The organism is Aminobacter sp. P9b, assembly GCF_045345995.1.
Taxonomy (GTDB): domain Bacteria; phylum Pseudomonadota; class Alphaproteobacteria; order Rhizobiales; family Rhizobiaceae; genus Aminobacter; species Aminobacter niigataensis.
Genome location: NZ_CP150082.1, coordinates 3,447,805 through 3,469,465, shown reverse-complemented (window position 1 = coordinate 3,469,465; position 21,661 = coordinate 3,447,805). Strand labels below are relative to the sequence as shown.

At 63.1% G+C, this 21,661-nt stretch carries 22 protein-coding genes; 17 read left to right on the top strand and 5 right to left on the bottom strand.

The genetic code is table 11. The annotated features are described in order from the left end of the window. Nucleotides 1–11 precede the first annotated feature (11 nt). The 3 genes from WHT83_RS17070 to WHT83_RS17060 are packed head-to-tail and all read left to right on the top strand — an operon-like array spanning nucleotide 12 to nucleotide 2,196. Nucleotides 12–1,424, top strand: a complete 1,413-nt coding sequence (locus WHT83_RS17070; RefSeq protein ID WP_406871839.1) for a multicopper oxidase family protein — start codon at nucleotides 12–14, stop codon at nucleotides 1,422–1,424. Beyond that, entirely contained in the window at nucleotides 1,421–1,888 is a 468-nt protein-coding gene (locus WHT83_RS17065; protein ID WP_183260911.1) for a plastocyanin/azurin family copper-binding protein, read from the top strand. The genes WHT83_RS17070 and WHT83_RS17065 overlap by 4 nt, the downstream gene beginning before the upstream one ends. Nucleotides 1,889–1,911: 23 nt before the next feature. Continuing rightward, nucleotides 1,912–2,196 (top strand): copper-binding protein, encoded by a 285-nt coding sequence (locus WHT83_RS17060; protein WP_406871838.1) that lies wholly within the window; start codon nucleotides 1,912–1,914, stop codon nucleotides 2,194–2,196. 172 nt (nucleotides 2,197–2,368) lie between these two features. On the opposite strand, the gene glp is transcribed toward WHT83_RS17060, so the two are convergent. From glp to WHT83_RS17035, 5 genes are read right to left on the bottom strand one after another with little or no spacing between them, the layout of a single operon-like run. Beyond that, nucleotides 2,369–3,574, bottom strand: a complete 1,206-nt coding sequence (gene glp / locus WHT83_RS17055; protein WP_406871837.1) for a gephyrin-like molybdotransferase Glp — start codon at nucleotides 3,572–3,574, stop codon at nucleotides 2,369–2,371. A gap of 2 nt (nucleotides 3,575–3,576) precedes the next feature. Next, nucleotides 3,577–4,059, bottom strand: a complete 483-nt coding sequence (gene moaC, locus WHT83_RS17050; protein WP_406871836.1) for a cyclic pyranopterin monophosphate synthase MoaC — start codon at nucleotides 4,057–4,059, stop codon at nucleotides 3,577–3,579. A gap of 1 nt (nucleotide 4,060) precedes the next feature. After that, nucleotides 4,061–4,873: an indole-3-glycerol phosphate synthase TrpC gene (gene trpC, locus WHT83_RS17045; protein ID WP_406871835.1), complete on the bottom strand. Its 813-nt coding sequence runs from the start codon at nucleotides 4,871–4,873 to the stop codon at nucleotides 4,061–4,063. Nucleotides 4,874–4,877: 4 nt separating this feature from the next. Further along, on the bottom strand, nucleotides 4,878–5,888 hold the full coding sequence (trpD, locus tag WHT83_RS17040) for an anthranilate phosphoribosyltransferase (RefSeq protein ID WP_406871834.1): 1,011 nt from the start codon (nucleotides 5,886–5,888) through the stop codon (nucleotides 4,878–4,880). Then, nucleotides 5,885–7,783: a SurA N-terminal domain-containing protein gene (locus WHT83_RS17035; protein WP_406871833.1), complete on the bottom strand. Its 1,899-nt coding sequence runs from the start codon at nucleotides 7,781–7,783 to the stop codon at nucleotides 5,885–5,887. The genes trpD and WHT83_RS17035 overlap by 4 nt, the downstream gene beginning before the upstream one ends. 145 nt (nucleotides 7,784–7,928) lie before the next feature. Between WHT83_RS17035 and tpiA the strand changes: the two genes are divergently transcribed. From tpiA to WHT83_RS16965, 14 genes are all read left to right on the top strand, one after another. After that, nucleotides 7,929–8,693 carry a triose-phosphate isomerase gene (gene tpiA, locus WHT83_RS17030; protein WP_406871832.1) on the top strand — a complete coding sequence of 255 codons (765 nt, stop codon included), beginning with the start codon at nucleotides 7,929–7,931 and terminating at the stop codon, nucleotides 8,691–8,693. 154 nt (nucleotides 8,694–8,847) lie between these two features. After that, a complete protein-coding gene (gene secG / locus WHT83_RS17025; RefSeq protein WP_108608017.1) occupies nucleotides 8,848–9,324 on the top strand; it encodes a preprotein translocase subunit SecG in 477 nt (158 codons plus the stop codon). A gap of 216 nt (nucleotides 9,325–9,540) precedes the next feature. Continuing rightward, nucleotides 9,541–10,635 (top strand): L,D-transpeptidase, encoded by a 1,095-nt coding sequence (locus WHT83_RS17020; RefSeq protein WP_406871831.1) that lies wholly within the window; start codon nucleotides 9,541–9,543, stop codon nucleotides 10,633–10,635. A 150-nt stretch (nucleotides 10,636–10,785) separates the two neighbouring features. Next, a complete protein-coding gene (locus tag WHT83_RS17015) occupies nucleotides 10,786–12,423 on the top strand; it encodes a CTP synthase (RefSeq protein ID WP_108608019.1) in 1,638 nt (545 codons plus the stop codon). A gap of 61 nt (nucleotides 12,424–12,484) precedes the next feature. Then, nucleotides 12,485–13,024, top strand: a complete 540-nt coding sequence (locus WHT83_RS17010) for a DUF1697 domain-containing protein (RefSeq protein WP_406871830.1) — start codon at nucleotides 12,485–12,487, stop codon at nucleotides 13,022–13,024. A 52-nt stretch (nucleotides 13,025–13,076) separates the two neighbouring features. Further along, nucleotides 13,077–13,931 (top strand): VOC family protein, encoded by an 855-nt coding sequence (locus WHT83_RS17005; protein ID WP_406871829.1) that lies wholly within the window; start codon nucleotides 13,077–13,079, stop codon nucleotides 13,929–13,931. After that, nucleotides 13,928–14,761 (top strand): 3-deoxy-8-phosphooctulonate synthase, encoded by an 834-nt coding sequence (gene kdsA, locus WHT83_RS17000; protein WP_406871828.1) that lies wholly within the window; start codon nucleotides 13,928–13,930, stop codon nucleotides 14,759–14,761. Before WHT83_RS17005 ends, kdsA begins: the two co-directional genes overlap by 4 nt. Before the next feature lie 78 nt (nucleotides 14,762–14,839). Then, entirely contained in the window at nucleotides 14,840–15,043 is a 204-nt protein-coding gene (locus WHT83_RS16995; RefSeq protein WP_108608023.1) for a dodecin family protein, read from the top strand. 89 nt (nucleotides 15,044–15,132) lie between these two features. Further along, nucleotides 15,133–15,498 carry a PRC-barrel domain-containing protein gene (locus WHT83_RS16990; protein ID WP_108608024.1) on the top strand — a complete coding sequence of 122 codons (366 nt, stop codon included), beginning with the start codon at nucleotides 15,133–15,135 and terminating at the stop codon, nucleotides 15,496–15,498. 407 nt (nucleotides 15,499–15,905) lie between these two features. Further along, entirely contained in the window at nucleotides 15,906–17,180 is a 1,275-nt protein-coding gene (gene eno, locus WHT83_RS16985) for a phosphopyruvate hydratase (RefSeq protein WP_406871827.1), read from the top strand. A 132-nt stretch (nucleotides 17,181–17,312) separates the two neighbouring features. Next, nucleotides 17,313–17,642, top strand: coding sequence for a septum formation initiator family protein (locus tag WHT83_RS16980; protein WP_183260937.1), 330 nt, complete (start codon nucleotides 17,313–17,315; stop codon nucleotides 17,640–17,642). A gap of 174 nt (nucleotides 17,643–17,816) precedes the next feature. Continuing rightward, nucleotides 17,817–18,860, top strand: coding sequence for a pyruvate dehydrogenase (acetyl-transferring) E1 component subunit alpha (gene pdhA / locus WHT83_RS16975; RefSeq protein ID WP_108608026.1), 1,044 nt, complete (start codon nucleotides 17,817–17,819; stop codon nucleotides 18,858–18,860). Between the two features lie 14 nt (nucleotides 18,861–18,874). Continuing rightward, nucleotides 18,875–20,257 carry a pyruvate dehydrogenase complex E1 component subunit beta gene (locus WHT83_RS16970; RefSeq protein WP_108608027.1) on the top strand — a complete coding sequence of 461 codons (1,383 nt, stop codon included), beginning with the start codon at nucleotides 18,875–18,877 and terminating at the stop codon, nucleotides 20,255–20,257. 18 nt (nucleotides 20,258–20,275) lie between these two features. After that, the gene (locus tag WHT83_RS16965; protein ID WP_406871826.1) at nucleotides 20,276–21,643 is read left to right on the top strand and encodes a pyruvate dehydrogenase complex dihydrolipoamide acetyltransferase; all 1,368 of its coding nucleotides are present in this window, start codon (nucleotides 20,276–20,278) and stop codon (nucleotides 21,641–21,643) included. Nucleotides 21,644–21,661: the final 18 nt, after the last annotated feature.

Here is a 21,661-nt window from a genome sequence, read left to right as displayed (position 1 = left end):
GAGCCAAGAGCATGACCTTTTCACGTCGCAATTTCCTCGGAGCGTCCGGCACAATGGCCCTGATCGGCGCCAGTGTCGTATCGGGGCGTACCCAGGCAGCGTCGATCCCAGAGGCGGCAACCATGAAAGAGGCGGTGATGCAACCGCCGCTGGTCCCGGCCACTGGACCTGACTACAATCCTGTCGTTACCCTCAATGGTTGGACACTACCTTGGCGCATGAACGGCGATTGGAAGGAGTTCCATCTCGTCGCTGAACCGGTCGTGCGTGAGCTTGCCCCAGGCATGGTGAGCCATTTGTGGGGCTACAACGGCCAGTCGCCTGGTCCGACGATTGAAGCGGTCGAAGGCGACAAAGTCCGCATCTTCGTCACCAACAAGCTACCTGAGCACACTACCATTCACTGGCACGGACAGCTGCTGCCATCGGGCATGGATGGCGTGGGCGGGCTAACGCAGCCACACATCCCGGTCGGCAAGACCTTCGTCTACGAGTTCCTGCTCCAGAAGAGCGGGACCTTCATGTACCACCCGCATTCGGACGAAATGCTGCAAATGGCGATGGGCATGATGGGCTTCTTTGTGGTGCATCCAAAGGATCCCGCCTTCCGCCGCGTCGATCGCGACTTCGTTTTCCTGATGGCGGCCTACGATATCGAGCCGGGCGCTTATGTGCCGCGTGTCGCGGAAATGACCAACTTCAACATGTGGACCTGGAACAGCCGCGTCTTTCCCGGCATCGACCCCCTGGTGGTCGCAAAAGGGGACAAGGTCCGCATCCGCTTCGGCAACCTGACCATGACCAACCATCCGATCCATATGCATGGCTACGACTTCAAGGTTTCGTGCACGGATGGCGGATGGGTACCGGAGAACGCAGCCTGGCCTGAGGTAACGATCGACTGCGCGGTCGGGCAGATGCGGGCCTTTGACTTCGTCGCTGACAATCCCGGCGACTGGGCATTCCATTGCCACAAGTCGCACCACACGATGAATGCCATGGGCCATGACATCAAGACGTTCATCGGCGTGGACAAGAAAGAGGCGGCCAAAAAAATCAGGCAGTTGGTCCCCGACTACATGCCAATGGGCACGGCTGGGATGGCCGACATGGGGGCGATGGAGATGCCGCTCCCCGAAAACACGCTGCCGATGATGACGGGCTGGGGACAATTCGGCTCCATCGAGATGGGCGGAATGTTCTCGGTGGTGAAGGTTCGCGAGGGCCTCGCCGCCGGAGACTACAAGGATCCGGGCTGGTTCCAGCATCCCGAAGGAACCGTATCGTTCGAGTGGACCGGCGAAGCCCAGAAGGCCGAGCGCGCTCCGGCCGATCTGCTCGAAACATCGCAGAACGCAAACCTCGTCGTCGTCAAGCCCGGCTCGAAGCCGCGCAACGTCAATCACCAATGGAGAAATAAATGAGTCTTCGAATATGCATCGCTGCGCTCGGAGTGCTGATGCTGTCGGCACCGTCCTTTGCCGATCCCGGTCACTCCAGCGAGAAACGCGCCTATGGCGAGCCTGGCGATCCCAGAAAGCCGGCTCGAGTCGTTCAGGTGACCATGCGCGAGACGGATGGCAAGATGCTGTTCCTCCCAGACCTGGTGCAAGTCCGCAAGGGCGAACAGATCAAGTTCGTTCTCCGCAACAACGGGGAAATCGACCACGAGCTCGTCATCGGCACGCTTGAGGAAAACCTCAAGCACGGCGAGCAGATGCGCAGGAATCCGGACATGGAACATGAGGATCCTAACGCAAAGCGCCTGGCGCCCAAGAAGACCGGCGAAGTCCTCTGGAGCTTCTCGGAAGCCGGAGAGTTCGATTTCTCGTGCCTGATCCCAGGTCATCGGGAAGCCGGGATGACCGGCAAGATCATCGTGAAGTAACAGCTTTGGAAAGGGATTATGTCGTGAAGAGACTGCTTGCCGTGGCCCTGGTTGCATTCGCAACCAATGGAGCGTTCGCACAAACCGTGCCGGTCAACGGGACGATCACCAAGATCGACGGGACCCAGAACAAGATCACCCTCAAGCACGGCCCGATCACAAACCTCGACATGGACGCGATGACCATGGTGTTTGCACTGGCCGATCCCGCTGTCATCAAGGAAATCAAAGTGGGGGACAGCGTGAAGTTCGAGGCTGATCGGGTCAACGGCCGTCTGACCGTCACCAAGATCGAGAAGGCCAAATAGAGTGTTTTCTATCCCGGCGCGTTCAGGACGCGCCGGGATAGACTCAGCCAGTCGCGCACGTCAGCAAGCCTTGCAAGCGGTCCTGCGGCACGCCGCAAGCCCGGCGATTTTCTCCGCGCGTCGGCACGCTTGAGCAGCCTTCGCGGTCGCGTCCAAAATCGCTGGAAATTGTTCAGCGCAGCATCAGCACGCGGCAGGGACTGCCAATTTCGGCGGCCGGTGCGAAGGGTTCGCGCATGACCGCGCAGTTGGCATCGGCCAGCGTGCGAAGCATCGACGAATCCTGGACGGTGTATGGCGTCACCACGAGGCCGTCTGCCGTTTCGCGCGCAACGGCGCGGACGTAATCCTGGCGCAGCTCGTTGGCGGCCATCGCCGTGTCGAGAATGCCATTTCGGATGTCGGCTGAATAAGGCCGGCCTCCTAGCTTCGCCAGCAGGGGTTTCAGGAAGATGTGCGCGCAGATCAGGCTGGCGACAGGATTTCCGGGCAGGCCGATGCAGCGGGTCTTGCCGAGCCGACCGAACATCAGCGGCTTGCCCGGGCGCATGGCGATCTTCCAGAAATCGAGATCCATGCCGAGCCCGGTCAGCACGCCATGGACCAGATCGTGGTCGCCGACCGAGGCGCCGCCAAGCGTGACGATGACGTCCGCCTTGGCGTCCAGCGCCTTTTGGACACGTGTCGAGATCGCTTCCGTTCGGTCAGGCGCGATGCCCAGGTCGAGCACGCGCGCGCCGACTGATTCGGCGATAGCTGCGACGCCATAGGCGTTGGAGGCGATGATCTGGCCGGGACCGGGGTTGCTGCCGGGCGGCAAAAGTTCGTCGCCGGTGGCGATGATGGCAACCAGCGGCGCCTTGGCCACCTCCACCTCGGGATGATTGGCGGCAGCAACGAGCGACAGAGCAGCAGGATCAAGCACGCGGCCGGTGTCGAGGATCAGGTCGCCCTGCCGGAAGTCCAGGCCTTTGGCGCGGATGTTGCGGCCGGGCGTGGTCGGCTCCACCACCTCGATTTCGCCATTGCCGAGGTCGCGCACATTTTCCTGGATGACGACCGTGTCGGCGCCTTCGGGCACGGGAGCGCCGGTGAAGATGCGCACAGCATGGCCATGCGACAGCGTTCCGGTGAATTGTTTGCCTGCCGGAGCTTCGCCGATGACGGACAATCGTGCCGGCAACGATGCGATGTCATCGGCGCGAACGGCATATCCATCCATCGCCGAGGCAGCGAAGGGCGGCTGCGTGCGCAGGGCATGCAAGGGAGCGGCAAGGACACGTCCCGACGCCTCCCTGAGGCTCACCGTTTCCGAACCGCCGGGTTCAGCGCCGTCGAGAAGGCGTTCCAGCGCCTCGGAGACCGGCAGCAGCGCCATATCTATGCGCCTGCCTTGTAGTCGCCCGACTTGCCGCCGGTCTTCTCGACCAGGCGTATGCCGGAAATTACCATGCCGCGATCGGCAGCCTTGGCCATGTCGTAGATGGTCAGGCAAGCCACGGAAGCAGCCGTCAGCGCCTCCATCTCGACGCCGGTCTTGCCAGTGACGCGGGCAAGTGCCGTGATGCGAAGGCCGGGCAGGGCCTCGTCCGGCTCGATCTCGACCGAAACCTTGGTCAGGAGGAGCGGGTGGCAGAGTGGGATGAGTTCATGCGTGCGCTTGGCCGCCATGATGCCGGCGATGCGCGCAGTGCCCAGCACATCGCCTTTCTTGGCATTGCCGGAGAGGATCAGCGCGAGCGTTTCGGGACGCATCGCCACAGTACCTTCGGCGATCGCGGTCCGTGTCGTCTCGGACTTGTCGCCGACGTCGACCATGTTGGCTTCGCCGGTGGCGCCGATATGGGTGAGGGTAGCCGCCATGTCAGGCGCTCGCGGCCTGAGGCGCGCCTTCGAGCAGTGCGCGCGTGGCGGCCGCCACGTCGGCCTGCCGCATCAGGCTCTCGCCAACAAGGAAGCTGCCAATGCCCGATCTCTCCAGGCGCAGGCAGTCCTCATGCGTGAAGATGCCGCTTTCGCCGACAAGCAGCCGATCCGCCGGTACCATCGGTGCCAGCCGTTCGGATGTTTCGAGGTTGAGCTCGAAGGTGCGCAAATTGCGATTGTTGATGCCGAGCAGGCGCGACTGAAGCTTCAGGGCTCGCTCCGTCTCTGGTTCGTCGTGAACCTCGATCAGAGCGTCCATGCCGAGTTCGAAGGCCGTATCTTCGAGCCGGCGGGCGTCGTCGTCAGACAGGCTTGCCATGATGATGAGGATGGCGTCGGCACCCCAGGCGCGTGCTTCGTAGACCTGATAGGGCTCGAACATGAAGTCCTTGCGCAAGGCAGGCAGGACACAGGCCTCGCGTGCAGTCATCAGGAATTCCGGCGCGCCCTGGAAGGATGGCGTGTCGGTTAGCACAGACAGGCAGGCGGCGCCGCCTTCGGCATAGGCCTGGGCCAATGACGGCGGGTCGAAATCGGCGCGGATCAGCCCCTTGGACGGGCTGGCCTTCTTGATCTCGGCGATGAGAGCGAAGCGGTTGTCGCGGCGTTTTGCTTCGAGTGCCGCCATAAAGCCACGCGGCTTGGCAACGTCGCGCGCCCTGGCCTTGACCTCGGCGAGCGGCAGCAATGCCTTGGCGGCGACGATCTCGTCGCGCTTGTAGGCTTCGATGCGGCGCAGGATATCGGCCATGTCTTTATCCGTTCGAGACGCCGACGAGGCGCTGCAGCACGGCCAGGGCGCGACCGCTGTCGATTGCATCCGCCGCGAGCTTCACGCCTTCACCGATGCTGGCCACCTTGTCGGCGACAACCAGTCCGGCACCGGCATTCATCAGCACCGTGTCGCGATACGCGCCGGCAGTGCCTTCGAGCACGCCGCGCAAAGCCGTTGCGTTGTAGGTGGAATCGCCGCCGCGCAGCTCTTCGCGCGTATGGCGCGCCAGGCCGACCTGTTCGGGGGTCAGCGTGAAAGTGCTGATGGCGCCATTGGCGAGTGCTGCGACACGGGTTTCGCCGGTCGTGGTGATCTCGTCATAGCCGTCGCCATGGACGACCCAGACGTGCTGGGCGCCGAGTTCCTTCAGCGTTTCGGCGACCGGCTCGACCCATTCGGGCGAGAACACGCCGACCAGCTGGCGGTTGACGCCGGCCGGATTGGAGAGGGGCCCGAGAAGATTGAAGATGGTGCGGGTGCCGAGTTCGACGCGTGTCGCGCCGACATGCTTCATCGCCGGATGGTGCGCCGGCGCGAACATGAAGCCGACGCCGGCCTCATGGATGCAGCGGCCGATCGCTTCGGGCGCTAGGTCGATGTTGACGCCGAGTGCGGTCAGAACGTCAGCGGCACCTGTCAGCGAAGACAGGCCGCGGTTGCCGTGCTTGGCAACGGGAACGCCGGCGCCGGCGATGACGAAGGCCGAGGCGGTCGAGATGTTGACGCTGTGCGAGCCATCGCCGCCAGTGCCGACGATGTCGATGGCGTCAGCCGGCGCTTCGACGCGAAGCATCTTGTCGCGCATGGTGGCGACGGCGCCGGAGATTTCGCTGACCGTTTCGCCGCGCACGCGCAGCGCCATCAGGAAGCCGCCGATCTGCCCCGGCGTCGCTTCGCCCGACATGATGATGTCGAAGGCCTCGCGCGCTTCCTCGAAGGTGAGAGGGGTGCCAGCGGCGACCTTGGCGATGTGAGGCTTGAGTGCGCTCATTGTGGCGTCACAGCGATCGCGCGGGCGATCGCAGCCTGGTCGATGGTGGCCTTGTATTCGCCCTGGAGCTGCGCCACCAACTGGTCGAGCAGATCGTCGGACATGCCCGACGCGAAGGTTTTCTGGGCGTCTTCAGGCACGGCGCTTGCGTCGGCACCGGCGGGCTCGAACACCTCGACGACCTTGAACAGGATCTGTGCATCGCCGGCAGGCGCCGAGATGATGCCAGTGCCACCTTCGCCCATGGCAAACATGGCAGCAGCTCCCTCGCGGCCGAAATCGGCGTCGTCGGCTTCGCGCTTGAGACCACGCTTGGTCTGCTTCTCGAGTTTGAGTTCGCCCGCGATCACGTCCATTGCCGCGCCATCCTTGAGGCGCTTTTCAAGTTCCGTCGCCTTGTCCCTGAGGCGCTTGGTCGCTTCGGCGGCGGTCCAGTCCGCGACGACCTTTTCCCGGACTTCGTCGAGGGTGCGGTCGCGAGCCGGCGTGATGCCGTCCACTTCGTAGAAAATGAAACCATTGGTGCCGATGTTGAGCGGCGGGTTCTCGATGCCGGCCTCTGCCTCGAAGGTCGCCTGGATCAGGTTGCGCGAGTCCGGAAGCGTGTTGACGACTGTGCCGTCGGGCAACTGGCCTGCGCGGTCGATGGCATCGACCGTCACCACCTTCAGCTTCAGCTTGTCGGCAGTGGCGCGCATCGATTCGCCGCCGGCGCGGGCGTCCTCATAGGAATCGTGCACGTCGAGCAGGATGCGGTTGGCTTCGGCAAGGGCGAGATCCTTGCGAATCTGATCCTTGACCTCGTCGAACGTCTTCACCGCCTCAGGCGAGATCTCGCTGACGCGGACCAGCACCGGTCCGAACGAGCCCTGGACCACTTCGCTGACCTGGTTTGCCTGGAGCGCGAAGGCGGCCTCGGCAACGGACTTGTCGGCAACTGTGTCCTTGGTCAGCGTGCCGAGAGCGACGTCGGCAGCCGTCTTGCCCTGGTCGGCGACGATCTTGTCGAACGCGGTGCCGGCCTTGATCGCGTCCGACGCAGCCTTGGCGGCGTCGGCGCTGGGGAACACCAGCTGGTCGATCTTGCGCGTTTCGGCGGTGGTGAAATGAGACTTGTTCCTGTCGTAGTCCTGGCGCACCTGCTCGTCAGTGATCGAGCCGAGATCCATGATATCCTCTGGCTCGAGCTTGACGTAGCTCAGCTTGCGGAATTCGGGTGCTGCGTAGTTCTTCTTGTTTTCCTCGAACCATGCCTTGAGGACGTCGTCGGCAGGTGCTGCGATCGGCTCGACGAGCGATTTCGGCAGCGGCAGGTAGTCGACCGTGCGATCTTCGCCGCGGTAGAGCGCGACGGCACGCAGGAAGGTGTCGGGCGCCTTCATGCCGTCGGAAATTGCCTCGACGATCTGCTGGCGGACAGCCACTTGGGCACGGTTCTTCAGATAGTCTTCGGGACGCATGCCGATCTGGCGCAGGATGTATTCGAAAGACTGGCGGTCGAACTGCCCGCTGGCATTCTGGAAGGCAGGATCGTCCCAGGTCAGCTGGGCAAGGCTATCCTTGGACAGGCCGAGGCCGAGCTTGCGCGCCTGTTCGTCGAGCACTGCGCCGGCCACGAGTTGAGACGCGACCTGGTTGTCGATGCCAAGGGCAGTGGCCTGCTCACGGGTCAGGCGCTGACCGAACTGCTGCGACATGACGTTGACCTGGCGGTCATAGGCGAGGCGGTACTCGACCCCGGAGACGGAGGTTCCTCCAGCGGTGACGACCTTGTCGCCGCCGACGCCACCGAGCATCGAGCCGGAAATGCCCCACGCGGCGAAGCTCACGACGAGCAGCAGAAGCAGAAGCTTAGCTACCCAGGTTCCCGCAGCACTTCGCATCGTGTCGAGCATGTATCAGATCCTGTATACGCGCATTTTCACATGCGCCTGCATGAACGAAGCGCAATAGCGCCCTTCGCCGCCAGTGTCGATTGCTTTGTGGCTTGTTTTTGGTAGTGAGGTTGCCCGAGCGAACATCGATTTCGAGGAAAAGCACATGACGCCAGGAATTCGCCCACTCGTTGCAGGCAACTGGAAAATGAACGGCACCAGCGCCTCGCTCAACGAATTGCGCAGCATCGCCGGCGGCTTCATGAGTGGCCTCGATGCCGAGACCGAAGCGCTTTTGTGCGTGCCGGCCACGCTTTTGTCGCGGGCTGCCGAAATCCTTCACCGCACGCCGGTCAAAGCCGGCGGGCAGGATTGCCACGCCAAGGAAAGCGGCGCTCATACCGGCGACGTCTCGGCCGAGATGTTGAAGGACGCCGGCGCCAGTCACGTCATCGTCGGCCATTCGGAACGGCGCACCGATCACGGCGAAACCGATGCGGTTGTCCACGCCAAGGCGGATGCGGCATGGCGGGCAGGGCTCGTGGCCGTCATCTGCATCGGCGAGACACATGCCGAACGTGAAGCAGGCGCCACGCTTTCAGTATTGTCGCGCCAAATCGAGGGTTCGGTGCCGGGCACGGCCACGCCGGCCAATACCGTCATTGCCTATGAACCCGTCTGGGCTATCGGTACCGGCCTGACGCCGACCGTTGCCGATGTCGCCGAAGCCCATGCGCATATCCGCGTTCGGCTCGCCGACAAGCTCGGTGAATCGGCCGGCAAGATGCGCATTCTTTATGGCGGCTCGGTCAAGCCGTCCAATGCCGGCGAACTCCTCGCGGTTGCCAATGTCGATGGCGCGCTGGTGGGCGGCGCCAGCCTCAAGGCGGCAGACTTCCTCGGCATCGCCGAGGCGTACCGCAAGCTCTGATTAGCCTCGGGTGGCCGTTGCAAAGGCAACGTGTCACCCCATATTCGGCCGGCGGGCTTGGAAATGCCTAGAAAGCATTGTATTGAGCCGCCTCCGGAATGTCGGGCGCTTCGGCGCGCGGCCAGTCCCCGTCAGAAGAATCCCAGGAAGCGCAATGGAAACCGTCGTTATCGTCATTCACCTGATGGTCGTGCTCGCCCTTGTCGGCGTTGTGCTCCTGCAGCGCTCGGAAGGTGGCGGCCTCGGCATCGGCGGCGGTTCGGGCTTCATGACGGCGCGTGGTGCTGCCAACGCCCTGACCCGGGCCACGGCCATCCTGGCGACGGTGTTTTTCGTCACGTCGCTGACGCTGTCGATCATCGCACGCTACGAGGAGAAGCCGATCGATATTCTCGACCGCGCTCCGGCCACCCAGAATGGCGCTCCGAGCGGCAGCGGCCAGGGCATTCTCGACCAGCTCGGCGGCTCCTCCGCCCCGGCACCGGCTGCACCGGCGTCGGGCACGACCGCTCCTGCGGCACCGGCCACCGAGCAACCGGCAGCGCCGGCTGCACCGGCAGCTTCGGGCACCACCGAGCAGCCCGCTGCGGGCGGTGCCGCGGCGCCGGCTACACCCCAGGTTCCGAACTAAATCTGGCCTGCTTGCCGCAACCTGTTGTTGTTTGAACACAGTTGCGGCAAATGCAGCAATGATCACCTGAATTCGTACATCTAGCCGGGGGCGCCTCACTTGAGGCGTCTCCGGCTAATCGATTATAGCTTGGGCTGCGGCATATCGGCGGGGGCGCCTTGGGGCACTGCGCGTTGCCGCGCGAAAATTTGCTGTGAACGTTCGGGATCCTTCGCCATGCAGCTCCGCCGCATCCTACTTGCTGGAATTTGCGCCTCTCTCATGAGCTCGACCGCCTTTGCCGCCACTTCGGCCGGCACGGCTGCGCCGCCGCAGCCAGGGGCAACGAGCGACGTGATCGCGGTCGCCGCCAAGAGCGATGCCACCGAGCTTAAGCTATTGAAGAAAAAGAAGAAGCCGACCGACGAGGACCTGGTCCGGATCAAGGACCTCGAGGCCAAGATCAAGGCCGACCGGGAAGTCGCGCGCCTGAAGATGCTCGAAGCCAAGAAGATGGCGATGCGGGCGGCGGCCAAGGAAAAGGCCGAGAACGCACGTGAAGTCGCTCGCCTCAAGAAGGCCGAGAAGGCGACGACCCAGGTTGCGGCAGCAGCGCCCGCGCCGAAGCGCAATCTCCAGCCGCTTGAGGTCACCAAGCCGATCGAGCCGTTGGCGCCCGACGTGATGGAAATCGCCGCCACCGGCAACAACGGTGAGTTGCGCAGCGAAAGCAAGGATCGTCCGCGCCAGACTGGTCTTCTTGCCGGCATCTTCGGCGGCAGCGCCCCTCAGCAGTCGATGTTGCCGCAGACGCGCGCGCTCGACGCCGTGCTGCAATCCAAGCAGGCCAAGAAGCAGTTCAAGGTGAAGTCCGATTTCGAGCCGCAGGAAGTGTCGTTCGCGGGTTATGAGCGTGGCCAGATCGTGGTCGATACCGGCGCTCGCTACCTCTACCTGATCGAATCATCCTCGACCGCGCGCCGCTACGCGATTGCGGTCGGCCGCGAGGGCCTGGAATTCAAGGGCAAGGCCACCATCGGCGACAAGCAGGAATGGCCGCGCTGGATTCCGACCAAGGATATGCAGGAGCGCGAGCCCAAGAAGTACGGCCAGTATAAGGACGGCATGAACGGCGGGCCGGAGAATCCGCTCGGCGCGCGCGCCATCTACCTTTACCAGGGCAAGAAGGATACCCATATCCGTATCCATGGTACCAACCAGCCGCAGACGATCGGCACGAATTCTTCGAACGGTTGCTTCCGCATGGTCAACGACCATGTCATGGACCTCTACAATCGCGTGAAGATGGGCTCTGAAGTCATCGTCATGTAAGGCGTCTTCAGACGCTGATACCCGGGCCGGCCTGACCGCCGGCCTTTTTGTTTGCGTGGCCTACCCGGCAGCAAGACTGAACAGCCAGATAGGGAAAAGTCCGACGCGGCGGATTTTTCTCTGGCGGAATCGATTTGGCCGCGTTAAGCGATGAATCCCATGGCGCGATATGTTTTCATTACCGGCGGCGTGGTCTCTTCCCTTGGAAAAGGCATAGCCGCAGCGGCCCTCGGGGCTCTTCTGCAGGCACGCGGATATCGCGTGCGCATCCGCAAACTCGATCCGTACCTCAACGTCGATCCCGGAACGATGTCGCCTTACCAGCATGGTGAGGTGTTCGTGACCGACGACGGTGCGGAAACCGACCTCGATCTTGGTCACTACGAACGGTTCACCGGACGTTCGGCGAACCAGAGCGACAACATCACCACCGGCCGCATCTACAAGAACATCATCGAACGCGAGCGGCGCGGCGACTATCTCGGCGCAACCGTGCAGGTCATTCCCCACGTTACCGACGAGATCAAGAACTTCATCCTCGACGGAAATGACGAGTACGACTTCGTGCTCTGCGAGATCGGCGGCACGGTCGGCGACATCGAGGCGATGCCGTTCCTCGAGGCGATCCGCCAACTCGGCAACGACCTGCCGCGCAACAACGCGGTCTATGTTCACCTGACGCTGATGCCCTACATTCCGACGGCCGGTGAACTCAAGACCAAGCCGACCCAGCATTCGGTCAAGGAACTGCGTTCGATCGGCATTGCGCCGGATATCCTGCTGGTCCGCGCGGACCGCGACATCCCCAAGGAAGAGCGCCGCAAGCTGTCGCTGTTCTGCAACGTGCGCGAATCGGCAGTCATCCAGGCGCTCGACGTCGGCCACATCTACGACGTGCCGCTGGCCTACCATAAGGAAGGCCTGGATTCGGAAGTTCTGGCGGCCTTCGGCATCGATCCGGCGCCCAAGCCGCGCCTCGACGCCTGGCAGAACGTCTCGCAGCTGATCCACAATCCGGAAGGCGAGGTCACCATCGCCGTGGTCGGCAAGTATACCGGCCTCAAGGATGCCTATAAGTCGCTGATCGAGGCGCTGTCGCATGGCGGCCTCGCCAACAACGTCAAGGTCAAGCTCGACTGGATCGAGAGCGAGGTCTTCGAGAAGGAAGACCCGGTACCGTTCCTGGAGAAGGTCCACGGCATCCTGGTGCCCGGCGGCTTCGGCGAACGTGGCTCGGAAGGTAAGATCCTCGCTGCCAAGTTCGCCCGCGAGCGCAAGGTGCCGTATTTCGGCATCTGCTTCGGCATGCAGATGGCTTGCATCGAGGCGGCCCGTTCGCTCGCTGGCATCGAGAATGCCTCGTCGACCGAGTTCGGCGCCACCAAGGAGCCGGTCGTCGGCCTGATGACCGAGTGGCTCAAGGGTAACATGCTTGAGAAGCGCAAGGCCGCAGGCGACCTTGGCGGCACGATGCGCCTCGGCGCGTTCGAGGCGCGACTGTCCGAGGGATCGAAAATCGCCGAGATCTACGGCGATACCGACATCTCCGAACGCCATCGCCACCGCTACGAGGTCAACATCGACTACAAGGACCGCCTCGAAGAGTGTGGCCTGGTCTTCGCCGGCATGTCACCGGACGGCGTGCTGCCCGAGACAGTCGAATACCCCGACCATCCCTGGTTCATCGGCGTCCAGTACCATCCGGAACTGAAGAGCCGTCCGCTGGAGCCGCATCCGCTGTTTGCGAGCTTCATCGAAGCCGCAGTCGAACAGAGCCGGCTCGTCTGATAGCCATGCGCGCCGCCGTGAACGCGCCGGCGCGCATTTTCTCCCTGCGCAGTGGGTGCGCATGACCATCTATGTCGCGCTTCTCTACAGCATCGTCCTAGGCCCTGGCCGCCGCGTCGTCATGTCCGACCTGCGCGACATGGCAGTCGATCTCGGCCTTGCCAATCCACGCACGCTGGTCGCGACCGGAAATCTTGTCTTCGAAGCCGAAGGCAAGCCGGTTGCCACGCTGGAGCGTGAACTCGAAGCAGCCTTCGCCCAAAAATTCGGCAAGCATGTCGACATCATCGTCCGCGATGCTGCTGCCTGGCTTAAGCTGGTCGCCGCCAATCCGTTTCCCGAGGAGTCCGAACGCGAACCCGATCAGGTCGGCGTGCGCGTGATGCGTGAGCCGGTGACACCTGACGTCATCGAAAGGCTCCTCCCTTATGTCGCTGCCGATGAAAAGCTCACGTCGGTCGACGGCGATATCTGGATCTATTTTTCCCGCAGCGCCGGTTCGTCGCGGCTGCTCGGCGCGCTGACGCCCAAGCGGGCCGGCGGCATAGGGACCTCGCGCAACTGGAACACCGTGCGGCGCCTCGGCGACATGGCATCGTAGGTGGCCTAGGCGCAGTCTTGCGCCTTTGGCGGAATTCAGGCACAGCGCAGCGATGACCAAAAGCCCTTCCGACAGCCCGCGTCCGCTCGACCATGTCGTGCTGCCGACCGCCGATCTCGCCATCGCGCGGCAGAGGCTGACGGCCCTCGGTTTCACCGTTTCGCCCGTCGGCATCCATCCCTTCGGCACGGTCAATTGTTGCGTCTATCTCGGTGACGGTACGTTCTTGGAGCCGCTGGCGATCGGCGATAGCGCAGCCGCCGGCGAGGCGGTCGCCGCAGGCAACGTCTTTGTCGGTCGCGACAGCGCGTTCCGCAACGCACATGGCGACGAAGGCTTTTCGGCAGTCGTATTCGGCACAAACGATGCCGATGCCGACCATTCCGAGTTCGTTGCCGCTGGCGTGTCGGCCGGCCCCAGGCTCGATTTTTCGCGCCCCTTCGTCGATGCTTCAGGCCAATCCGACGTGGCGTCGTTCCGGCTTGCCTTTGCCGCCGAACCAGGCTCGCAAGGGGATGCATTCTTCTTCACCTGCGAGCGCGTGAATGCGCCCGATGTCGACCGCTCGGCTCTCCAGGCGCATGCAAACGGCGCACGCCGGGTGCTTGCCGTCGAGGCAAGCGTCGCGGAGCAGGCTGTGGCGGCTGAGTTGTTGGCGACAGTGGCGCGCAGCAGTGTCGACGCCGTCTCCGATATCCCGCTCGCCAATGCGCGACTTGCCGTCCGCGCGATGGCCGGTTCCAGTGGGCTTCGCCTCGACGCGATGGTGTTTGCCGTCGACGATCTCGCTGTGGCAAGAGCGCTTCTTGCGCGAAACGGCATCGCGCACGATCTAAGCGGGCAACGGCTGGTGATTCCGCCAGCGCCGGGGCAGGGTGCCGCCTTCATTTTCGAGGAAAAGTCATGACCAAGCCGAATGCAAATGTGACGGTCGGCAAGACCCTGTTCGCCAACGACGCGCCGCTGTCGTTGATTGCCGGCCCGTGCCAGTTCGAATCGCGCCAGCACGCCTTCGACATGGCCGGCAAGCTCAAGGAACTGACGCAGAAGCTCGGCATCGGCTTCGTCTACAAGTCGAGCTTCGACAAGGCCAACCGCAGCTCGCTGTCGAGCACCCGCGGTGCCGGGCTCGACGCGGCACTGCCGGTCTTCGCCGACCTGCGCAAGGAGCTCGACGTTTCCGTTCTCACGGACGTGCACACCGAAGAGCAGTGCGCCATCGTCGGCGAGGTGGTCGATGTGCTGCAGATCCCGGCCTTCCTCAGCCGCCAGACCGATCTTCTGATCGCTGCCGCCAAGACCGGCAAGGTGGTCAACGTCAAGAAGGGCCAGTTCCTGGCGCCCTGGGACATGAAGAACGTCGTCGCCAAGGTGACCGGTTCGGGCAACGCCAACGTGCTTGTCACCGAGCGCGGTGCTTCCTTCGGCTACAACACGCTCGTCTCCGACATGCGTGCGTTGCCGATCATGGCCGACATCGGCGCCCCCGTGATCTTCGATGCCACCCATTCGGTGCAGCAGCCGGGCGGGCAGGGCGCAACCTCCGGCGGCGAGCGCCGTTTCGTCGAGACCCTGGCGCGTGCGGCCGTCGCCGTCGGTGTTGCCGGCGTGTTCATCGAAACGCATGAAGACCCCGACAACTCGATCTCGTCGGACGGCCCCAACATGGTGCCGTTCAAGGACATGCCGGCTCTGCTCGAAAGGCTGATGGCCTTCGACCGGGTCGCCAAGGGCTGACACAACTCCTGCTTGAGCCGGGCTTCCGCCCGGCGTAGGCTTTCCTCCGTGACTGAGCGTATCGGCCGGAGGAATCCCATGTCTGTTGCCCGCGTTACGGAAATCACTTCATCGTCGACCAAGAGCTTTCAGGATGCGATCGAACAAGGCATCGCCCGCGCGTCGATGACACTGAAGAATGTCGAAGGCGCCTGGATCCAGGACCAGAAGATCGTCGTCGAGAACGGCAAGATTACCGCATACCGGGTCAACATGAAGGTGACTTTCATTCTCACCGACTGAATGGGATCAGCAGCAGCCGCGGAAAGTTTGGAACCTCCGCACCGGGGGACCGTTAGTCCTGCATCCACCAACCAACGAGGAGCAGGATCATGACGACTGTCACTGGTCACACCGAAGCCATTCCCGCGTCGCGGGTCATCGGCACCAATGTCTACAACACCGCCGGCGAGAGCATCGGCTCGATCGAGGATGTCATGCTCGACAAGACGTCCAACGGCATCATGTTTGCCGTCATCGGCTTCGGAGGCTTTCTCGGCATCGGCGAGCGCTATCACGCCATCCCATGGTCCACGCTGGACTACGACAAGAGCCGTGGCGGCTATGTCGTTCCGTTCTCGAAGGAGCAATTGAAGGGCGCTCCGTCCTACTCGGTCAACGAGCTGACCGAGGACGATGGCCGTGCCGTGCGGGATGCCTCGTTCGAGCACTATCGCGTCGAGCCGTATTGGCACTGATCCGCAGCACAAAAAAAGCCCCGCATGAGCGGGGCTTTTTCGTTGTGCCGTAATCTACCTTGCCGTCGGAATGATCCGCACCTGCGACGTGCCCTGAGGGGGCGGTTGACTGTCGCATGAGGTCAGGAATGCTGCGGCGATGAAGAACAAACTCAGGATACCACTTAACTCGGACATGGCGAAACTCCCTCTGTTTCGCCCCGCGCGGGGATAGTTTACCCGAAAGTTTGGACGATGCCTGCCCGATGGGATGAATTATCATGACAGCGCTTTGCCGAAAGTGAATCAGGGGCCTGACGCAGCGTGATATTTGGCCGAGCGCGATTGCGTTTTCCGGAGCTTTGGCTAAGACGGGCCCGGAAATCCAACCGATCCTTCTTTGCGATCAGCTCCCGGGGATGCCTCACATGACAGCAATCATCGATATCGTCGGCCGCGAGATTCTCGACAGCCGCGGCAATCCCACCGTCGAGGTGGATGTGGTTCTCGAAGACGGCTCGATGGGCCGTGCGGCCGTTCCGTCCGGTGCGTCGACCGGCGCCCACGAGGCGATGGAACTCCGCGACGGCGGTCCGCGCTATCTCGGCAAGGGCGTCGAGCGCGCCGTCGAAGCCGTCAATGGCGAGCTGTTCGAGGCGATCGGCGGCATGGAAGCCGAGAACCAGATCCATATCGACCAGACGATGATCGAGCTGGACGGTACGCCCAACAAGAGCCGCCTCGGCGCCAACGCCATCCTCGGTGTGTCGCTCGCCGTCGCCAAGGCCGCTGCCGAGGCGTCCGGCCTGCCGCTCTACCGCTACGTCGGCGGCCCGAACGCCCGCGTCCTGCCGGTGCCGATGATGAACATCATCAACGGCGGCGCGCATGCCGACAATCCGATCGACTTCCAGGAATTCATGATCATGCCGATCGGCGCGCCTTCGCTGCGCGACGCCGTGCGCTGGGGTTCGGAAATCTTCCACACCCTGAAGAAGGGCCTGAAGGACGCCGGCCACAACACCAATGTCGGCGACGAGGGCGGTTTCGCACCGAATCTCAAGAGCGCCCAGGCGGCCCTCGACTTCGTCATGGCCTCGATCGAAAAGGCCGGCTTCAAGCCGGGCGAAGACGTGGCGCTGGCGCTCGACTGCGCTGCTACCGAGTTCTTCAAGGGCGGCAACTACGTCTATGAAGGCGAGAAGAAGACTCGCGATCCCAAGGCGCAGGCCAAGTACCTTGCCAAGCTCGCCGCCGACTATCCGATCATCTCGATCGAGGACGGCATGTCGGAAGACGACTGGGAAGGCTGGAAGTACCTGACCGAACTGTGCGGCGACAAGGTGCAACTGGTAGGCGACGATCTGTTCGTCACCAACTCGGCGCGCCTGCGCGACGGCATCAAGATGGGCGTCGCCAACTCGATCCTGGTCAAGGTCAACCAGATCGGATCGCTGACCGAGACGCTCGACGCCGTCGAGACCGCGCACAAGGCAGCCTACACCGCCGTCATGTCGCACCGTTCGGGCGAGACCGAGGATTCGACCATTGCCGACCTCGCGGTCGCCACCAACTGCGGCCAGATCAAGACCGGCTCGCTGGCCCGTTCGGACCGTACCGCCAAGTACAACCAGCTGATCCGCATCGAGGAAGAACTCGGCACGCAGGCGCGCTTCGCCGGCAGGTCCATCCTGCGCGGCTGATCGCTACACCATTGACGAACTGGAAAAGGCGGGATGTTTCCCGCCTTTTTTGTTTTGACGAAGCTCCGACCGCCGACTGTAACCGTCCATTAAGCACAATCGAGCGACAAGAACCTGAGAGAGGTTCGGACCATGTGGACACGCCAGCACAAGCAGACAAAATCCGGGCGCCTGATCGTTCCGGCGCTGGCGGTGATGTTCCTGTCCTATTTCGGCTTTCACGCCTATCACGGCGAGTTCGGCATCTATTCCAAGTACCGGCTCGAGGCCCAGGCCGTCGAGCTCCAGGCTCGGCTCGACACGGTCCGGGCGCAGCGGATGGATGTCGAGCGCCGCGTGCAGATGCTGCATGACGGCTCGCTGGAGAAGGACATGCTTGACGAGCAGGCGCGCAACGCGCTCAATATGTCCCATGCAGACGAGCTGACCATCATGCGCCCATCCGCGCAGACGATTAACTGAGTCTCGGTTAATCAAGAAGAAATTCAACGTTTTTCGACGCTTAACCGCATGCCTGCTATGCATTTTTCCGCATGGCGCAGCGTCACTCCCCATGCTAGCGTTTTAGTCATGGAGAGGAGAGACAATGCATGATCTCCTCAATGTCCGCAAAGAGACGCCACTAGGGAGTGATGCATGGCCACCGCCGCCAAAAAAGCGCCTGCCAAAGCCAAATCCGATTCAAAATCCCCATCAGCACCGGTAACGCCCAAACCGGTTGAGTTTACCAAGGACCAGGATCTCAACGCCTATCGCGAGATGCTGCTCATCCGCCGCTTCGAGGAAAAGGCCGGCCAGCTCTATGGCATGGGCTTCATCGGCGGCTTCTGCCACCTCTATATCGGCCAGGAAGCGGTCGTCACCGGCCTGCAGATGTCGCTAATCGAAGGCGACCAGATGATCACCGCCTACCGCGATCACGGCCACATGCTGGCGATGGGGCTTTCGGCACGCGGCGTCATGGCCGAATTGACCGGGCGCCGGGGCGGCTTGTCGAAAGGCAAGGGCGGCTCGATGCACATGTTCTCCAAGGAAAAGCATTTCTACGGCGGCCACGGCATCGTCGGCGCCCAGGTGTCGCTTGGCACCGGGTTGGCCTTCGCCAATCGCTACCGCGAGAACCCGAATGTCTCGGTGACCTATTTCGGTGACGGCGCTGCCAACCAGGGCCAGGTCTACGAGAGCTTCAACATGGCCTCGCTGTGGAAGCTGCCGGTGATCTACGTCATCGAAAACAATCGCTACGCCATGGGCACCGCGGTGTCGCGCGCTTCGGCGGAAACCGATTTTTCGCAGCGCGGCCTGTCGTTCAAGATCCCCGGTATCCAGGTCGACGGCATGGACGTGCGCGCCGTCAAGGCAGCCGGCGACCTGGCCACCGAATGGTGCCGCTCGGGCAACGGCCCGATCATCCTCGAGATGCAGACCTACCGTTATCGCGGTCACTCGATGTCCGATCCGGCGAAGTACCGCTCCAAGGACGAAGTGCAGAAGATGCGCTCCGAGCATGACCCGATCGAACAGGTCAAGGCGCGCCTGATCGCCAAGAAGTGGGCGAGCGAGGACGACCTCAAGGCGGTCGACAAGGATGTTCGCGACATTGTGGCTGACGCCGCAGACTTTGCTCAGACCGATCCCGAGCCGGATGTTGCCGAGCTCTGGACCGACATCTTGATCTAAGGGAGGGCGCGAACATGCCGATCGAAATTCTCATGCCTGCGCTCTCGCCGACGATGGAAGAGGGCAATCTGTCCAAGTGGTTGAAGAACGAAGGCGACAAGGTTGTCGCCGGCGACGTCATCGCCGAAATCGAAACCGACAAGGCGACGATGGAAGTCGAAGCCGTCGACGAAGGCGTTCTGGGCAAGCAGCTGATCGCTGCCGGCACCGAAGGCGTCAAGGTCAACACGCCGATCGCCGTGCTGCTGCAGGACGGCGAAAGCGCTGCCGACATCGGCAAGGGGGCAGCTCCTGCCAAGGTTGAGGCACCTGCTGCCGCCGCAGCACCCGCCGCTGCTCCGGCTGCCGCCGCACCCGTCGCCGCCGCCCCGAAGACGGAAGTTGCTGCCGATCCGGACATTCCGGCCGGCACCGAGATGGTCTCGATGACCGTCCGCGAGGCGCTGCGCGACGCCATGGCCGAAGAGATGCGCCGCGACGGCGACGTCTTCGTCATGGGCGAGGAGGTTGCCGAGTACCAGGGCGCCTACAAGATCACGCAAGGCCTGCTGCAGGAATTCGGCCCGCGCCGCGTCGTTGACACCCCGATCACCGAGCATGGTTTTGCCGGCGTTGGCGTCGGTGCGGCGATGGCCGGCCTCAAGCCGATCGTCGAATTCATGACTTTCAACTTCGCCATGCAGGCGATCGACCAGATCGTCAACTCGGCCGCCAAGACGCTCTACATGTCCGGTGGCCAGATGGGCGCGCCGATCGTCTTCCGCGGACCCAGCGGTGCGGCCGCCCGCGTCGCTGCCCAGCACTCGCAGTGCTATGCGGCGTGGTACAGCCACATTCCGGGCCTCAAGGTGGTGATGCCGTACTCGGCAGCCGACGCCAAGGGCCTGCTCAAGGCTGCGATCCGCGACCCCAATCCGGTCATCTTTCTCGAGAACGAAATCCTCTACGGCCATCATTTCGACGTGCCGAAGCTCGACGATTTCGTCCTGCCGATCGGCAAGGCGCGGATCCACAAGCCGGGCAAGGACGTCACCATCGTCTCCTTCGGCATCGGCATGACCTATGCGATCAAGGCCGAGGCGGAACTCGCTGCCATGGGCATCGACGTCGAGATCATCGATCTCCGGACCATCCGTCCGCTCGACTTCGACACCATCATCGCGTCGGTCAAGAAGACCAATCGCCTGGTGGTTGTGGAGGAAGGCTTCCCGCAGTCCTCGGTCGGCGATCATATTGCCAACCAGGTGTCGCAGCGCGCCTTCGACCATCTCGATGCGCCCGTCATCACCATCGCCGGCAAGGATGTGCCGATGCCCTACGCCGCCAATCTCGAAAAGCTCGCTCTGCCGAATGTCGGCGAAGTGATCGAGGCGGTCAAAGCAGTCACGTATCGCTGACACGGGCGGGAGGTCATCATGCCGATCAATATCACCATGCCTGCCCTTTCGCCGACGATGGAAGAGGGCAATCTGGCCAAGTGGCTGGTCAAGGAAGGCGACAAGGTTGCCCCGGGCGACGTGATCGCCGAGATCGAAACCGACAAGGCGACGATGGAAGTCGAAGCCGTCGATGAAGGCACCGTTGCCAAGCTCGTCGTCCCTGCCGGCACCGAAGGCGTCAAGGTCAATTCGCTGATCGCCATTCTCGCTGCTGAAGGCGAGGATGTCGGTGCTGCGGCCAAGGGCAGCAATGGCGCGCCTGCCGCGGCCTCCAAGGCCGAGGCACCGAAAGCCGAGGCTGCTCCAGCCGCGGCGCCGGCTCCGGCCGCTCCCGCAGCGGCCCCGGTCGCCGCTGCACCGGCTGCAACCAACGGCGCCGCCGTCTCCAGCGACGGCCGCACCATCGCATCGCCGCTCGCCCGCCGCATTGCCAAGGATTCCGGCATTGACCTTTCGGCCGTTACCGGCACCGGCCCCCATGGCCGTGTCGTCAAGGCCGACGTCGAGGCGGCGATCGCCGGCGGCGGTGCCAAGGCGGCACCTGCAGCGAAGGCTCCTGCCGGCGCTCCGGCTGCGGCCCCCGCTGCCAAGGGCATGTCGGACGACCAGGTGCTCAAGCTGTTCGAAGAAGGCAGCTACGAGCTCATCCCTCACGACAACATGCGCAAGACCATCGCGCGCCGCCTTGTCGAGGCCAAGAGCACGATCCCGCATTTCTACCTGACGCTCGACTGCGAAATCGATGCGCTGCTGGCCCTGCGGGCCCAGCTCAACGCGGCGGCGCCGGTGCGCAAGACCGACAAGGGGGATGTGCCGGCCTACAAGCTGTCGGTCAATGACATGATCATCAAGGCGATGGCCTTGGCGCTGACGGCCGTGCCCGATGCCAATGTGTCGTGGACGGACCAGGCCATGGTTAAGCACAAGCACGCCGATGTCGGCGTCGCCGTGTCGATCCCGGGCGGTCTGATTACCCCGATCATCCGGAAGGCCGATATCAAGACGCTGTCGGTCATCTCCAACGAGATGAAGGACATGGCTGGCCGGGCGCGCAACCGCAAGCTCAAGCCCGAGGAATATCAGGGCGGCTCCAGTGCCGTGTCCAATCTCGGCATGTTCGGCATCAAGGACTTTGCCGCCGTCATCAACCCGCCGCACGCCACCATCCTGGCTGTCGGCGCGGGCGAGGAGCGGGCCGTGGTCAAGAACGGCGAGATCAAGATCGCCAACGTGATGTCGGTGACGCTGTCGACCGATCATCGTGCCGTCGATGGTGCGCTCGGTGCCGAGCTGCTCTCGGCCTTCAAGCGCTTCATCGAAAACCCGATGGGCATGCTGGTGTAGTTCCCCAAGTTCCCCTCC